The following is a 14,767-nucleotide window of genomic DNA, read 5'->3' as shown; positions in this document are numbered from 1 at the left end:
CCATACCATGGCAGACGAAAGCAAAAAGATTGGTGTTGTCGCCGCCACCTTCCTGGTGGCCGGCAACATGATGGGGTCCGGCGTGTTTTTGCTGCCGGGCAGCCTGGCCAAGATCGGCACCGTGTCGATGTGGGGCTGGGTGGTGACCACCATCGGCTCGCTGCTGCTGGCCTTCGTGTTCGCCAAGCTCGGGCGACTGGCGCCCAAGGCGGGTGGTCCCTATGCGTACGCGCGCGATGCGTTCGGCCCTTACATGGGTTTCCAGACCAACACCATCTACTGGTTCGCCAACTGGATCGGCAACGTGGCTCTGCCCGTCGCCGCGGTGGGCTACTTCAGTTACTTCATACCGGCGTTGAAGGAACCGATGATCCGCTCGGTCGTGGTGATCGCGCTGATCTGGCTGTTCACCTTCGCCAACATTCTTGGCGCCACGGTGGTGACGAGAATCCAGTCGATCACGACGTCGTTCGCGCTGGTGCCGCTCTTCGGCATTGCCATCTTCGGCTGGTTCTTCTTCAAGTCGGACATCTTTGCCGGCGCACACAACGTGTCGGGCAAGGGTGACTTCCAGGCGATTTCCAGCGCCGCGTCGCTGACCTTGTGGGCCTTTATCGGTGTCGAGTCGGCTTCCGTGTCGGCGGCCGTAGTGAAGAACCCGGAAAAGAACGTCGCCATCGCCACTATCGCCGGCGTGGCACTGGCCGCCGTGGTCTACATCTCCAGCTCCGCCGTGATCATGGGCATGATCCCCAACGATCAGCTGCAGGTGGCCGACGCGCCGTTTGCGCTGGCCGCACAAGTGGCCGTTGGCAATGTCGGCGGCTGGGTGGTGAGCCTTTGCGCGGCGCTGGGTGCCGGCGGTTCGCTGGGTGGCTGGATCCTGCTGACGGCATTGAGCGCCAAGGCGGCCGGCGACGATGGCCTGTTCCCGAAGATCTTCAGCAAGGCCAACAAGGACGACACGCCGGTTCAGGGCCTGCTGATCGTCGGCGTGCTGATGACCCTGATCGTGCTGGTGACGGCCGCCTCGCCGACGGCCTCCTCGCAGTTCGAAGTCATCACGCAGGCCGCCGTGGTGCTGACCCTGTTGCCGTACATCTACTCCTGCGTGGCCTGCTACTTCGCCGTCGAAGGCAGCCACACCACCACGCACACCGGTTTCTACTGGGTGCTGACCAGCATCACCGTCGTGTACTGCCTGTGGGCCATCTTCGGCACCTCTGGCGACCTGGTCACCTACGCCTTCCTGTTCATGCTCTTCATCTCGGTCTTCTATCCGTTCTTCAGCGAGCAGCGCCGCCGTGGCGAGCTCACTGTGCCGGTAAAGAAGACCCCGCTGTGATCCCCCGCGTTTCCCCTGCTTGCTGACGGAGTTAGGCCATGTATTTCAAAGCCCTCGACTATCCCATCGTCATCATCGATGCCGATTACGACTCGCCGCGCATCAACGGCATCCTGGTCCGCGCCCTCGCGGACGAGATCCGCTCGAACGGCCAGCGTGTGCTCAGCGGCCTCACCATGGACGATGCCGAGGCCGGTGCGCGCACGTACAACGCGGCATCGGCGGTGCTGATCTCCATCGATGGCACGGAAGAAGGGCCCCAGCAATTCGACCGGTTGTACAACTTCCTCGATACGCAACTGGCGTATCGGGAAAACCTGCCGATCTTCCTGTACGGCGAACGCCGTACGGTCGAACAGGTGCCGACCAAGCTGCTGAGCGTCACGCATGGCTTCATCTTCCTCTACGAAGACACCAAGAGCTTCATCGCCCGACAGGTGCTGCGTGCGGCCAGCGAGTACATGGAAGGCTTGTTGCCGCCGTTCTTCAAGGCGCTTGTAAACCACGCCGCGGAGTCGAACTACTCCTGGCACACGCCGGGCCACGGCGGCGGCGTGGCGTTCACCAAGTCGGCGGTGGGTCGTGCGTTCCACCAGTTCTTTGGTGAGAACACGCTGCGCAGCGATCTGTCGGTCTCGGTACCCGAGCTGGGATCGCTGCTCGATCACACTGGCCCGGTGAAGGCGGCCGAAAAAGAGGCTGCGCGCAACTTCGGCGCGGATCACACGTTCTTCGTCACCAACGGCACGTCCACCGCCAACAAGATCGTGTGGCACGGCACGGTGGCGCGCGGCGACGTGGTGTTCGTCGATCGCAATTGCCACAAGTCGCTGCTGCATTCGCTGATCATGACTGGCGCAGTGCCGGTGTACTTCCGCCCGACGCGCAATGCGCACGGCATCATCGGCCCGATCACGCTGGACCAGTTCGATCCGAAGGCGATGGCCAAGCGCGTCGCCGAGCATCCGCTGGCCAGCAAGGTAGCCAAGGCCAAGGGCAAGGATTTCCAGCCGCGTATCGCCGTGGTGACCAACTCCACGTACGACGGGCTTTGCTACAACGTGGAGCGCATTGCGGCGGACATTGGTGGCGGTACCGAGTACCTGCATTTCGATGAAGCCTGGTACGGCTACGCGGCCTTCCACGAGATGTACGAGAACCACTACGCGATGGCGAAGGGCAAACCACGCGACCAGGATCCGATCATTTTCGCCACGCATTCGACGCACAAGTTGCTGGCCGCCTTCTCGCAGGCCTCGATGATCCACGCCCGCAACAGCAAGACCCGCGAACTGGACGCCGCGCGCTTCAACGAGGCGTACATGATGCACACGTCCACCTCGCCGCACTACGGCATCATCGCCTCCTGCGATATCGCGTCGAAAATGATGGAAGGCCGCACCGGCCGCAGCCTGATCGAGCAGATGCACAAGGAAGCCATCGCCTTCCGCCGTGCCGTGCTGCACGTTGGCGATAGCATGAAGAAGGGCGACTGGTGGTTCCAGGTGTGGCAGCCGGATCAGCTGCGCGACCGTTTCGATGAAGGCGAGCGCGCGGGCATTCCGGTGAGCACCAAGCAAGCCGACTGGCAGCTGCAGCCCAAGGCCGCTTGGCACGGCTTCGGGGATATCCCGAAGAACTACGTGATGATCGACCCGATCAAGGTCACCCTGCTGATGCCGGGCCTGACCATGGACGGCAAGACGGAGAAGCGTGGCATTCCCGCCGCCGTGGTTTCCCGCTTCCTGTGGACCCGCGGCATCACGGTGGAGAAGACCAACCTCTACTCGTTCCTGATCCTGTTCTCCATGGGCATCACCAAGGGCAAGTGGAGCACGCTGACCACGGAGCTGCTGGCGTTCAAGGAGCTTTATGACGCCAATGCGCCGCTGGATGTGGCGCTGCCGACGCTGGTTCAGGACCATCCCGAGGCTTACAGCACGATGGGCCTGCGCGAACTGTGCGATGGATTGCACGCCTTCAATAACGAGCACAAGGTCGCGCAGGTGATGCGCGAGATGTACGTCGACTTGCCGGAGCCGGTGATGACGCCGTCGGAGGCTTACGACAAGCTGGTGCGCGGTGAGGTGGAGCGTGTCGAGATCGACAAGCTGTCCGGGCGGATTGCCTCGACGATGCTGGTGCCGTATCCGCCAGGTATTCCGACGATCATGCCGGGTGAGAAGTTTGGGGCGCAGAGCACCGCCATCCTGGAATCGCTACGGATTGCGCGCGCGCAGAATGAGCGCTTCCCGGGGTTTGAGTCGGATGTGCATGGGTTGATTGTGGAGGACGGTCCGAAGGGGCCGCGGTATGTGGTGGAGGTCTTGAAGAAGTGATTTGTGCGGCGGGTGGCCTTCCGCCCACCCGCCGTCATTCCGGCGAAAGCCGGACGGAGCCCAGCGGGCGGAGAACGACCGAAGGTCGGCCCCAGCGGGGTGAGGGAAGCGAATAATCCATGGGCGACACCGCTGGATCAAGCGACAACGTAGAAGGCCGCGCATTGGCCTTTGGTACGTCGTCGCGGCATCGCACCTTGTCGTAACTGGATTCTGGCCTTCGCCGGAATGACGACATGAAATGGTGAGGCAACGACCAACCGCTGTCGCACATGGATTCCGGCTTTCGCCGGAATGACGGCATGAAATGGTGAGGCGACGACCAACTGCTGTCGCACATGGATTATTCGCTTCGCTCACCCCGCTGGGGCCGACCTTCGGTCGTTCTCCGCCCGCTGGGCTCCGTCCGGCTTTCGCCGGAATGACGGCCTTGGGTGGTGAGTGGACCATTCATCGCTGTCGTCACTGGGCTCCTGCCTGCGCAGGAGTGACGGGATCTTGTGAGACAGCCCCAAGACAATGCAACGCGCTATCCTTCGCACCCATCATGGACACCTCACGCGAACAAACCCAACTCCGCCTCTCCATCTTCATCACCTTCCTCGTCGGCGCCAGCTGCGTTGGCATGGGTCTGGTGCTGAGGTCGCAGGCGATTGCGTTCGATGGCTTCTATTCGCTGATCGACGTGGTGCTCACCACGGGTGCGTTGGCGGTGTCCCGGCTGGTGATGAGCGAGGGTAGTCCTCGCTTCCAGTTCGGCTACTGGCACCTGGAGCCACTGGTCGTGGCGTTCAACGCGACCGTGCTGGCGATGACCTGTGGTTACGCCGCGCTCACCGCCGTGCAGGACCTGCTCAAGGGTGGGCACGAGCTGGCCTTCGGGCTGGGTGCCATGTGGGCAGCGTTGATCGGCATCGTCAGCATCGCGCTGGCGCTTTACATGAATCGCAAGAGCCGGCTGCTTCGTTCCACGTTGCTTAAACTCGATGCGCACGGCTGGATGATCGGTGGCGGCATCAGTATCGCGGTGCTGGTCGGTTACGGGATCGCCGCGATCCTGCATGGTGGCCCGTACGACAGCTTCACGCGTTACATCGACTCCACCGTGCTTTTGGTCGTCACGCTCGCCCTGCTTCCGCTCCCGCTCGGCAGCCTCGCGTCGGCGATGCGCGACGTGCTTCAGCTGGCGCCGGATGCACTCGACCACCGCGTGCGCACCGCCATGCAGGACGTGGTGCGCGACCGGGGTTATCTGGAGTTCGCCAGTTACGTCGCCAAGATGGGGCGCATGAGCTTCATCGACATCCACATCCTGGTCAGCCCGAACATGGAGCTCGGCAGCATGGCCGAGGTGGATGAGATTCGCGCGGACATCGCGCGACGCATCGGCGGCGATATCCGCGCGGAATGGCTGACGATCGTGTTTACCGGCAAGAAGGAGTGGCTGTAAGGATCGCGCCGGACGCTTACGGTTCGTCGTCCTCAAGCTCATCGCGCAGGCAATCCTTCAGCTCTTTGAGCGCCTCGGGAATGCCCGATGCGCCGATCAGGCTGGTCAGGAAGTTGTTGATCGCGTCGATCCATTTACGGAACGGCTTGATCCATGTGCCGCGTAAACGGCTGGCAATGGCTTCGCGCAGGGACCGATTCGCACGCGTGACCTGCTGCTCTTTCAAGTCCAGCTGCGCGCCATAGAAACCCGCGCGCTGAAAGCGCTCCAGCGGCGTGGCGAAAATCAGCGCCTCCGGGTGCACCAGTCCCGCGTCGGCCGGACGACGCCAGACATCACCCAGGCATTCGTCGATGGCGGCGCGCACGCGGTCGGCGGCGTCGCCGAACATGAAAGGCGCATTGATGCCGATCACCTCGAAGGTATCAATGGTGTCGGCGAGCATCAGCATCACGCGGCGGCGCGTGTCATTCAGATCGGACGTGGCCATGGGCATGACACGGCTCCAGCGTGGGGACACCGGTCAGCGTATGCCGTGCGAGGCTCCGGCGGGATTCGCCGGAAGCCATAGGTGAACCGCTGTAAGCGCCGGCACGGTCGGTGCCGGCGCTTACCTTGTTACGGGAACTTCTTCTCCACGCCGAGCAGGATCGACTGGTTGTCGCGACTGCTGTTGTCGAGCAGGTTCTGGTACTCGGCGCGAAGGATGAAGCCGCCCAGGGTCTGCAGCTCAATGCCGGCACCCAGCAGGGTGTGGTTGCGCGACTGGTTGGCGAGCGTGGCCTGGTACATCGGGCCGGTCAGCAGGTCGGCGTAACGCATAGTGGCCGTGCTCGAGCCCTGGAAGTCGTGGCCGAACTCGGCGCGCAGGCGCGGGATCCACACGCCGTAATCACGTTTGGCCGTCCATTCGGCACGCACACCCAGGGTGCCGGTGCTCGTCTTGACCGTCTGGCGACCATAGTTGAGCGCGTAGATCGCGTCGCCCTGCTCGGTGTAGCTGTCGAGCTTGGCCTGCGCGATATCCAGGCGGGCGTACGGCGACACCAGGCTGCCGTCGGTGCGGTGCTCGTAGCCGATGGCGAAGGAGCCAAACCACTGCTTGCCGTCGCGGCTGCCGTGGACGGTGTTGCCGTTGTCGGTGACGTAGCGGCGCGCGTCGAAGGAGAGCCACTGGTAGCCGACCAGGCCATCCAGGTACATCGAGGCGATCGGGCGGTAGCTGCCGTAGATGGCCACGTTGTAGCTGTCGACCGTGCTGCGGCTGTTGTGGCGACCGATGTCCGAGGCATCGTGACCGTAGCCCACACCGGCACCCAGCGCGAGGTTCGGGCCGAACTGCTTGTCGATACCGAGGCTGAGGCCCGAGGTGGTGAAGTCGATGCCGTTGTCGCTGGCGCCGACCTGGCTCTTGCCGAAGTTCACGGCACCGCCGGTCCACACGGCCACGTCACCCGGCAGGCCGGGACCCACCGATTTCGCACCCGAGGTGCCGGGCTCGTCGTCGTTCACCAGGTAGCGGCGGGTGAACTCGTCGCCTTCGCGCAGGCCGTTCATCGGGTCGCGGTTCTGGCGGCTGCCGGCCGAGGCCATGGTGATGCCGTTGGTGAAGCCGCTGCTGACGCCGTTGTGCAGGCTCTCCAGGCGACGCGTGAAGTTGCTGATCTGGCCGATGGCCAGGCGGCGGGCGGCGTCGGCCTGGGCGTCCAGGATGCCGCGCACTTCAGCGTCCTTCGAGGGATCGCTGCGGCCGGTCACCTTGACCGTCACCGTACCCGGTGCCGACGTCGCATAGGCGTTGGCGAGGGTGTAGGTGACCACGGCGTCACCGGCGTAGTGGATGTCGGCGGTGAAATCGAGCGCGTAGCCCGAGCCGCTCGCATGCACCGTGGCGGTACCGGCATTGGACGGCGTCACCGAGACCAGCGTGGCTGCGGTGAACGGGCCGCCATGCGCGCCAGCGGTGAGATCGACGGTCACCTGCTTACCTGCCGCTACCGCCGCCGTCTTCGGCACAGTGATCGGCAGCGGATTGACGGTCACCGTCACATGCGCCGGCGCGGACGTGCCAAACGGATTGGACAGCGTGTAGTCGAATCCGGTGGCGCCCTGCGCGTCGGCGGCCGCCGTGTACGTCATGTCGGTGCCACTGACGGTGACCGTTCCCACGGTCGGCGCCGTCGAGATGGCCAGGCCGGTGAACGGCGAACCCGTGGCGCCAGCCGCACCATGGATAACCACGCTCTGGCCGGCAAGCACCGTGATCGTCTGCGGTGCTGCCGTCGGCACGGCCAGCGGCGCGACGGCCACCGTCACGGTCGCATCGTTCGAGGTGCCGCCCGGGCCGGTAGCGGTGTAGTGGAACGTGTCAGTGCCGAAGAAGTTGGTCGCCGGCGTGTAGATCGCGTTGAGGCCGTTCACCGTGACGGTGCCATGCCCCGGGGCGCTGGTGATGGCAATGCTGGTGATCGGGCCCGTGTCGTTGCTGGTGACCGGAATGGTGACGGCGCTGTTCGCGTTCACCCCAGCGTTGTCGTTGACGGCAACCGGCGTCACATCCACCACGTTGATGGTGAGTGCCTGCTCGCCACTGAACCCACCGGGCCCCGTCGCCTTGACGGTGAAGTTGTAGCTGCCCGGCGTGGTAGGCGTACCGGAGAGCACGCCCGCGCTGGACAAGCCGATGCCCACGGGCAGGCCACCCGCACCGGACAGCGTGAAGGTGAATGAACCGGCCATACCCGAGGCCGTCAGCTGCGACGACATCGGCACGCCAACCTTCTGGTTCGGAAGGGAGGTAGGCGTGATCGAGATCGCCGGCGCGCCGATGTGGATGGTGACGCTCTGCCGGCCGTCGTAGGGCGCGTTCGGCCCGGTGGTGGTGTCCGTCGCGATCACTTCGAACGTGAAGTCACCCGCCGCCGTTGCGGCACCTGACAACTGACCCGACGAAGAGAGGCTGATGCCTGGCGGCAGGCCCCCGGTGCCGACGCTGAAGCTGTAACCGGGCGTGCCACCGGATGCGGTCACGCTGCCGGAGTACGGCACCATCGCGTCGGCCGATGGCACGGTCGCCGTGATCGCAATCTGCGGCGGGGCCAGGGTCCAGTCGTAGGCCTGCGTGGCGGTGAAGCCGTTGTCGTCGGTGACCTTGATGGTGAACTGCGTCTGGCCCGCCTTGGTCGGCGTGCCGGAAATGGCGCCGTCGCCGTGGAAGATCATGCTGGTGGGGAGCACCGTCCCCGCGTCCATCGTATACGTGTACGGGCCATGGCCACCCGTGGCGGTGAACGTGTGGTTGTAGCTTTGCCCGATCACCGGCAGCGGAAGTGTCGTCGGCAGGGAGATGCCCGGCGGGTTGACGATCAGCTGCACGACCGCGTTGACGGAGAAAGGCGCACCCGTGCCCGTGCTCGAGTCGGTGATCTTGAAGATCAGGTTGAAGTTGCCCGACTGCTTGGGCGTACCCGACAAGATGCCCGTGGCCGGGTCCAAGGTGAGGCCCGTGGGCAGGGTACTGGCCGTGGTCACCTCGTACGGCGCCGTGCCGCCCGTCGCACTGAAGGTGGCCGTGTAGGGCTCGCCGCCCGTCGTGGTCTGATCGAACGTCGAGGTGTTGATCAGCGTCGGCGGGGCGGGATGCAGCTGATACAGCTTCGATACCACACCACCGTTGCTGTCATTGACGGTGAGGGTGAATGACGACGTAGCCGTCGTCGTCGGCGTCCAGCTGATTTCGCCCGTCGTCGACGAGACGGTCAGGCCCGATGGTGCGCCCGCTACCGTGTAGGTGTACGGCGGAACGCCGCCCGTCACGGCCACGGTGGACGTGTATGGCTGCCCGATTTTCGCGGTGTCCGGAATCGTCGGCGGCAGGTTCATCGCCGGAACGTCGACGATGAGCGTGTAGTTCGCCGCGATCTGCCCGACCGTGCCAGTGGTGCTGTCGGTCACCGAGATCGTGATCGGGAAGTTGCCCGGTTGCGTTGGCGTACCGGAAAGTAGACCGGTGGATGCGTTGAAGCTCACGCCGTTGGGCAGGGTGCCGGTCTGTGTGAAGTGGTAGGGCGTATTGCCGCCGGCCGTGGTGAACGTCTGGCTGTAGGCCACGCCGTAGGTTGCATTGAGTGAGCCGCTCGCGGGCGACAGCGTCAGGACCGGGTCGCCGATGGTCAGAGGGTACGCCTGGGATCCCGTATAGGGTCCCGTGCCCGTCGACTTGTCGGTCGCCGTGATGGTGAAGTTGACTGAGCCGGTGGCCGTTGGCGTGCCGTGGAGCAGGCCGTTGGCATCCAGCGTCAGGCCGGCGGGCAGGCCCAAAGCGCTGAAGGTGTGGGGCGATATGCCGCCGGAGGCGACGATCGTCTGCGATACAGGGTTGCCGGCCCTCAGCGTCAGGCTGGTCGGAGTGACCGTGATCGTGGGCGCACCGATGTTCAGCGTGAGCGAGCCGCTCGTCGTGCTGAAGGGTCCGGTGCCGGTGCTCGAGTCCTTCGCTGTGATCGTGAACGTATAGGTGCCGCCACCCGTGGGTGTGCCGCTCAAGGTGCCGTTGGCGGCAAGCGTCAGGCCAGGCGGCAGCGAGCCACTGGCCGTGTAGGTGTACGGCGCGGTGCCACCGGTTGCGCCGGCCATGGGTTGGCTATAGGCCACGCCCACGGTGCCCCCCACCGTTGTCGGCGCGTAAACGATGGCCGCATTGGAGACGGTGATCGACACCGTCGCCGGCGACGATGTACCGGACGCGTTGGTCGCGGTGTAGGCAAACGAGTCGGTGCCCGAATAGCTGGCCACCGGCGTGTACGTGATGCTCGTGCCGACTGCGGTCGCGGTGCCGTGCGTCGCCTGGGTACTCACGGCGACGCTCGTTGCCGGGCCGCCCGTGAGTGGCAGATTGATGTTGTTGCTGCTGCTGCCGTGGGCAACGGTCGCCGATTGAATGCCTGCGACCGGCGGCGGGACAGCGAGGATGTTGACGGCGAAACTGGCGGCGGCAAAGTCGCCGTTCGCGTCCATCGCCTTGATGTTGAAGTTCGATGTACCGAGGGTCGTCGGCGTGCCGCTGAGCGTGCCGTCCGAGGCCAGGGTAAGGCCGGCGGGAAGCGTGCCGGTGTCCTTGGTGAAGGTGTAGGGTGACACGCCACCCGTTGCGGTGAACTTATAGCTGTAAGTGGTGCTGACCGCGCCGTTGGGCGGCGTGCCGGTCACCGTGATCGTCGCCTGGGTCACCGTCAGGTTGAAGGCCGCCGTGCCAGTGGCCGCCGTCGAATCAGTCACCGTCACCGTGATGTTGTAGTTGCCCAGCGTCGTCGGCGTACCGGAGATCAGGCCGGTGCCCGACATGGTCAGGCCGGGTGGCAGGCCGCCAGACACCGAGAACTGATAGGGGCCGGTGCCGCCGGTGCCGTGCAGCTGCTGGCTGTAGGCGACATTGCGCTGCGGTGAGGGCAGCGTCGATTCCTGGGTAGTAATTGTCGACGCGGCGCCAGTAATCGTGACATTGACCTGGACAAGATCGCCGTCGGAATCCAGAAAGGAGAAGAAGTCGGACGTGTGCGTCGTATCGTTCGTCGAATAGACGAAGTGACTCGTGCCCACATTACGGTCGACGTTGCCCCACTGTGCAGGCGTCACGATGTTGCCGACGCCGCCGAAGGATACGCAATCATTCGCGTCCAGGTCATAGGACGAACCGCTCGCTACGGTGATGTTGTATGGCCCGCACAACACCGAATTGGCCGCCATCGCTGGCGCCGGCCACATCGCGGCGAGCATCGCCAACACAGCCAGCGCGCACCCGACACGCGCGTACGACGAAAAGCGCATCGCAACGCGATGCAGCAGCGAACGGAGCAGCATGTGGATTCCCCTTGCGCGCCTCTTCCATGGCGTTGCGCTGGCGACCGGATGCGGCGCGCATCATCGGTGGCCCTGTGAGATGGCGACTGGAATTGCCCCGTACAAAAATGCGACTCAACGGGCTCAATCGTCCCGCATGGCCGATCTTCCCTGCCATGCTGAGTAACTTCCTGCGACCGGATATTTTCGCTGCCGGAACGGGCGTCTTGTCAAGCAGTGGGACAGTACGCCAGAGTAATAGTCTCAGGGCAGCCGGGACGGCTGGCCGGACACGGGGGACAACATGTCGGAACGCTTCATGGGGAACATCATCCCCGTCGGCTTTAACTTCGCGCCCAAGTATTTTGCCTTCTGCAATGGACAGATCCTGTCCATCCAGCAAAACCAGGCGCTGTTTTCATTGCTCGGCACCACCTACGGGGGCAACGGGACCACCGTCTTCCAATTGCCCAACCTGCAGGGTCGTACGCCTCTGGGCACAGGCGTGAGCCCCTCAAGCGGACAACCCTGGCAGATCGGCCAGGTCGGCGGCGTCGAACAGGTCACCCTGACGACGAACAACCTGCCTGCGCACAACCACATCGTCATGGGCACCAACGTCGCGGCCACCTCGCGCAATCCCGCGCTGGGCGTACCGGGCAACACGGGCTCCGAGAACGTGTATGCGGATGCCACCGGCCCGCAGGTATCGCTCAACGCCGCGGAGATCGCGCCGGTGGGCGGCAATGCCCCGCATGAAAACATGCAGCCCTACCTGGTGGTGAACTTCTGCATCGCTCTCCAGGGCCTCTTTCCCAGCCGTTCTTGACCGGAGCATCGACATGACACCTTATCTCGGAGAAATCCGGTTGCTCCCGTACACGCGCGTTCCGCTGGGTTGGATGGAATGCAATGGCGCACTCGTATCGATTGCCGAAAACGATGCGCTCTACACGCTCCTCGGCACCACGTACGGCGGCGATGGCGTACAGACCTTCGGCCTGCCCAACCTCCAGAGTCGCGTAGCGGTTCACCAGGGCACCGGGCAGGGTCTGAGCACTCGCGTGTTGGGCCAGGTGGGCGGCAAGGAGACGGTCACGCTCACCGCGCAGACCATGCCGACGCACACTCATATCATGCACGCGACAACGACCACCGCCACGGCCAATGCACCGTCGAACGCCCTTGAATACGGCGCCGTCGGCGGCGACACGATGTATTCCACGACGGTGGACGTGAACAGCGCGACCTTCCTGGCGACGTCGGTCACCATGTCGGGTGGCAACCTGCCACACGACAACATCATGCCGACCGTGGCCGTGCGCTATTTCATTTGCGTGTCCGGCGTCTTCCCGACACAGAACTGACCCGCTGTCCTCTGGACGCCACTTCTTACTAGAGAGAATGACTGATGGAGAGTTTCACCGGGGAAATCCAGCTTTTCGCGTTTAACTTCGCGCCCGCTCAATGGGCGTTTTGCCAGGGTCAGCTCGTCGCGATCCAGCAGAACACGGCGCTGTTTTCGTTGATTGGCACGCAGTTCGGCGGTAACGGGCAGTCGACCTTCCAGCTTCCCAACCTGGGCGGCCAGGTCGTCGCTGGTGCGGGTCAGGGTCCGGGACTGTCGCCGTGGGTGCAGGGCGAGCAAGAGGGTTCGCAGCAGGTTTCATTGCTGCTGCAGGAGATTCCCCAGCATACGCATGGCCTGCGCGCGTACGACCAGCGTGATGCCACCAAGCGCCATGCAACGCCCGCCAACGGTGACGCACTGGCGCTGCCGGGCAACGCCGCCCTCGCAACCAAGGACGTGACGCCCAACACGCAGTTTCCGCTGCAGATGCTTGATGTGACGGGCCAGTCGCTGCCGCACGAGAACATGCAGCCCTATCTGGCGCTGAATTTCTGCATCTGCCTGCAGGGCAATTTTCCGGCGTTCCAGTGAACCACCCGCTGCCCGCCTTCCCGCCGCGTGCGGGATGGATGCCCGACGAGACGCCGGCCTCCGCGCCGGCGTTTTCGTGGCGTGCAGCCACGGGCGACGACCTGCCCTTCCTGCGTGAGCTTTACGCGCAGCACCGCGCCCCGGAGTTCGCGGCGCTTGGCTGGCCGGAGTCGATGCTGCGGACGTTCCTCGATGGCCAGTTCGACATGCAACACCGCAACTACATCGCCTGCTACACGCCGGCCGATTTCCTTGTCGTTTTGCGCGAGGGTCGTGCGGTCGGACGCCTGTATCTCTACGGCACGGAAGACGCGATCCACATCATCGATATCCTGCTCATGCCATCCGAACGGGGTACGGGCATGGGAACGCATCTGCTGCGCACCGTGCAGGACGCCGTGCAGCGCAACGGCATGCAGGCCGTGAGCCTTCAGGTCGACGCACACAACCACGGTGCCCAACGCCTCTACGCGCGCCTTGGCTTCGCCTGCGAAGACGTCGGCGACGTGCAGTGGCGCATGCGCTGGCGCGCGGGCGTTACCGCCTGATCAGTTGAACACGGCCTGGTAAACGAAGCCCGATTTGTCGCGCGCGATCGGCACCAGGAACACGCCAAACTGGCCGAGCTTGCCGTGCGTCATGTCATAGATGCGTTGCGGGAAAAGCACCGCTGATTCGTTACGGAACAACAGCGAAAACGGCGTGCGCACCATGCCGGGAAAGAGCTTGCCCTGCGGGATGGGCGCCGCTTCGACCAGTACGAAATCCGTTTCGCCGTGTTGGTCGATGCGCACCCGGAACGTCTCGTTGACGTAGCTCGCGAAATGTTCGAGCTGGAAGAACTGCATGGTGATCCCCTGTCGGACGCTCCGCGTCCGTAAGGGATCAACGGTAAACGGTAAACGGCGATTGGGGAAGGCGCCGTCAGCCGGGACCGCGCATGTCCTTGATCACGCCGATGAGGGCCCGCAGGCCGGCGGGAACATGGCGGTGGCCCGGGTAGTACAGCGCGAGGCCTTCGTACGGAGGCGTCCAGTCGACCAGCGTGCGACGCAAGGTGCCGCGCTCGAGATCCGGCTGCACGTTCCACAGATTGAGATAGGCCAGGCCCAGGCTGGCGCGTGCCGCCTCCACGATCAGGCGTGGCTCGTCGAGCGTGATGGGGCCTTGCACGTCGACCGCCACCGCCTCGCCGCGCTTCTCGAACTCCCAGCGATAGACGCCGCCGCTGGGCAGTCGGTTGCGCACGCACACATGGTGCGCGAGGTCGGTCGGGACGCGCGGTTCCCCGTGCGCCTCAAAGTACGCGGGCGACCCCACAACGGCGAACTCCTGTGGTGCGCCCAGCGACACGGCGACCATGTCCTGCGGCACCAGCTCGGTGAGGCGGATACCGGCATCGAAGCCGCCCGCGACGATATCGACCAGCTTCCCCTCGGTAACGATATCCAGCTTCATCTGCGGATAGCGACGCAGGAACGCCACCAGCATGGGCATGCACTGCCACGCGGCGCCCGCGGAGGTGTTGATGCGCAACGTGCCCGATGGCGTGTCGCGGTGTTCACCGGCCTGCTCGATGGCCCCGCGGATCTGACCCATGGCCGGTGCCACGGACGCGACGAACTGCTCGCCGGCTTCGGAGAGCGACACGCTGCGCGTGGTGCGGTGGAACAGGCGCACGCCCATGCGGGTTTCCAGCGCGGCCACGGCGTGACTCAGCGCCGAGGTGGACATGCCCAGTTCGGTGGCGGCCGCGCGGAAGCTGCGCAGGCGGGCCACGGCCAGGACGGCTTCGAGTTCGATCAGTCCGGAGCTGCGCATTATCCCGATTTCCGCAATAGCTCATTGAGGTT

At 64.5% G+C, this 14,767-nt stretch carries 11 protein-coding genes; 7 read left to right on the top strand and 4 right to left on the bottom strand.

Going from position 1 to position 14,767, the window contains the following annotated elements; translation table 11 throughout:
* Positions 1-7 precede the first annotated feature (7 nt).
* From adiC to EYV96_RS18450, 3 genes are all read left to right on the top strand, one after another.
* Positions 8-1,345 carry an arginine/agmatine antiporter gene (adiC, locus tag EYV96_RS18460; protein WP_131153066.1) on the top strand — a complete coding sequence of 446 codons (1,338 nt, stop codon included), beginning with the start codon at positions 8-10 and terminating at the stop codon, positions 1,343-1,345.
* 38 nt (positions 1,346-1,383) lie between these two features.
* Entirely contained in the window at positions 1,384-3,684 is a 2,301-nt protein-coding gene (locus EYV96_RS18455; RefSeq protein ID WP_131153065.1) for an Orn/Lys/Arg family decarboxylase, read from the top strand.
* A gap of 547 nt (positions 3,685-4,231) precedes the next feature.
* Positions 4,232-5,134, top strand: coding sequence for a cation diffusion facilitator family transporter (locus EYV96_RS18450; protein ID WP_131153064.1), 903 nt, complete (start codon positions 4,232-4,234; stop codon positions 5,132-5,134).
* Positions 5,135-5,150: 16 nt separating this feature from the next.
* On the opposite strand, the gene EYV96_RS18445 is transcribed toward EYV96_RS18450, so the two are convergent.
* Positions 5,151-5,630 carry a hypothetical protein gene (locus EYV96_RS18445; RefSeq protein WP_131153063.1) on the bottom strand — a complete coding sequence of 160 codons (480 nt, stop codon included), beginning with the start codon at positions 5,628-5,630 and terminating at the stop codon, positions 5,151-5,153.
* 122 nt (positions 5,631-5,752) lie between these two features.
* The gene (locus tag EYV96_RS18440; protein WP_131153062.1) at positions 5,753-10,993 is read right to left on the bottom strand and encodes a putative Ig domain-containing protein; all 5,241 of its coding nucleotides are present in this window, start codon (positions 10,991-10,993) and stop codon (positions 5,753-5,755) included.
* 283 nt (positions 10,994-11,276) lie between these two features.
* Here EYV96_RS18440 and EYV96_RS18435 point away from each other — a divergent pair, with 283 nt between their 5' ends.
* The 4 genes from EYV96_RS18435 to EYV96_RS18420 are packed head-to-tail and all read left to right on the top strand — an operon-like array spanning position 11,277 to position 13,462.
* Complete coding sequence (locus tag EYV96_RS18435) at positions 11,277-11,801, top strand: phage tail protein (RefSeq protein WP_131153061.1); 525 nt, start codon at positions 11,277-11,279, stop codon at positions 11,799-11,801.
* 13 nt (positions 11,802-11,814) lie between these two features.
* Positions 11,815-12,339: a phage tail protein gene (locus EYV96_RS18430; RefSeq protein ID WP_131153060.1), complete on the top strand. Its 525-nt coding sequence runs from the start codon at positions 11,815-11,817 to the stop codon at positions 12,337-12,339.
* A 41-nt stretch (positions 12,340-12,380) separates the two neighbouring features.
* Positions 12,381-12,914, top strand: coding sequence for a phage tail protein (locus EYV96_RS18425; RefSeq protein ID WP_131153059.1), 534 nt, complete (start codon positions 12,381-12,383; stop codon positions 12,912-12,914).
* Positions 12,911-13,462, top strand: coding sequence for a GNAT family N-acetyltransferase (locus EYV96_RS18420; protein WP_131153058.1), 552 nt, complete (start codon positions 12,911-12,913; stop codon positions 13,460-13,462). Before EYV96_RS18425 ends, EYV96_RS18420 begins: the two co-directional genes overlap by 4 nt.
* Here EYV96_RS18420 and EYV96_RS18415 read toward each other — a convergent pair whose 3' ends face one another.
* Both EYV96_RS18415 and EYV96_RS18410 read right to left on the bottom strand, forming a co-directional pair.
* Entirely contained in the window at positions 13,463-13,762 is a 300-nt protein-coding gene (locus tag EYV96_RS18415) for a DUF6916 family protein (RefSeq protein ID WP_131153057.1), read from the bottom strand.
* Positions 13,763-13,838: 76 nt separating this feature from the next.
* A complete protein-coding gene (locus tag EYV96_RS18410; protein WP_131153056.1) occupies positions 13,839-14,735 on the bottom strand; it encodes a LysR family transcriptional regulator in 897 nt (298 codons plus the stop codon).
* Positions 14,736-14,767: the final 32 nt, after the last annotated feature.

Source organism: Dyella terrae, from assembly GCF_004322705.1.
GTDB lineage: Bacteria > Pseudomonadota > Gammaproteobacteria > Xanthomonadales > Rhodanobacteraceae > Dyella_D > Dyella_D terrae.
The sequence above is the reverse complement of the archived record's forward strand: the minus strand, read 5'-3'. Positions and strand labels throughout refer to the sequence as shown.

Bases quoted from the DNA above. Each gene is read 5' to 3' on its own strand.
- adiC (WP_131153066.1), top strand. From the start codon at position 8: ATGGCAGACGAAAGCAAAAAGATTGGTGTTGTCGCCGCCACCTTCCTG.
- EYV96_RS18455 (WP_131153065.1), top strand. From the start codon at position 1,384: ATGTATTTCAAAGCCCTCGACTATCCCATCGTCATCATCGATGCCGAT.
- EYV96_RS18450 (WP_131153064.1), top strand. From the start codon at position 4,232: ATGGACACCTCACGCGAACAAACCCAACTCCGCCTCTCCATCTTCATC.
- EYV96_RS18445 (WP_131153063.1), bottom strand. From the start codon at position 5,630: ATGCCCATGGCCACGTCCGATCTGAATGACACGCGCCGCCGCGTGATG.
- EYV96_RS18440 (WP_131153062.1), bottom strand. From the start codon at position 10,993: ATGCTGCTCCGTTCGCTGCTGCATCGCGTTGCGATGCGCTTTTCGTCG.
- EYV96_RS18435 (WP_131153061.1), top strand. From the start codon at position 11,277: ATGTCGGAACGCTTCATGGGGAACATCATCCCCGTCGGCTTTAACTTC.
- EYV96_RS18430 (WP_131153060.1), top strand. From the start codon at position 11,815: ATGACACCTTATCTCGGAGAAATCCGGTTGCTCCCGTACACGCGCGTT.
- EYV96_RS18415 (WP_131153057.1), bottom strand. From the start codon at position 13,762: ATGCAGTTCTTCCAGCTCGAACATTTCGCGAGCTACGTCAACGAGACG.
- EYV96_RS18410 (WP_131153056.1), bottom strand. From the start codon at position 14,735: ATGCGCAGCTCCGGACTGATCGAACTCGAAGCCGTCCTGGCCGTGGCC.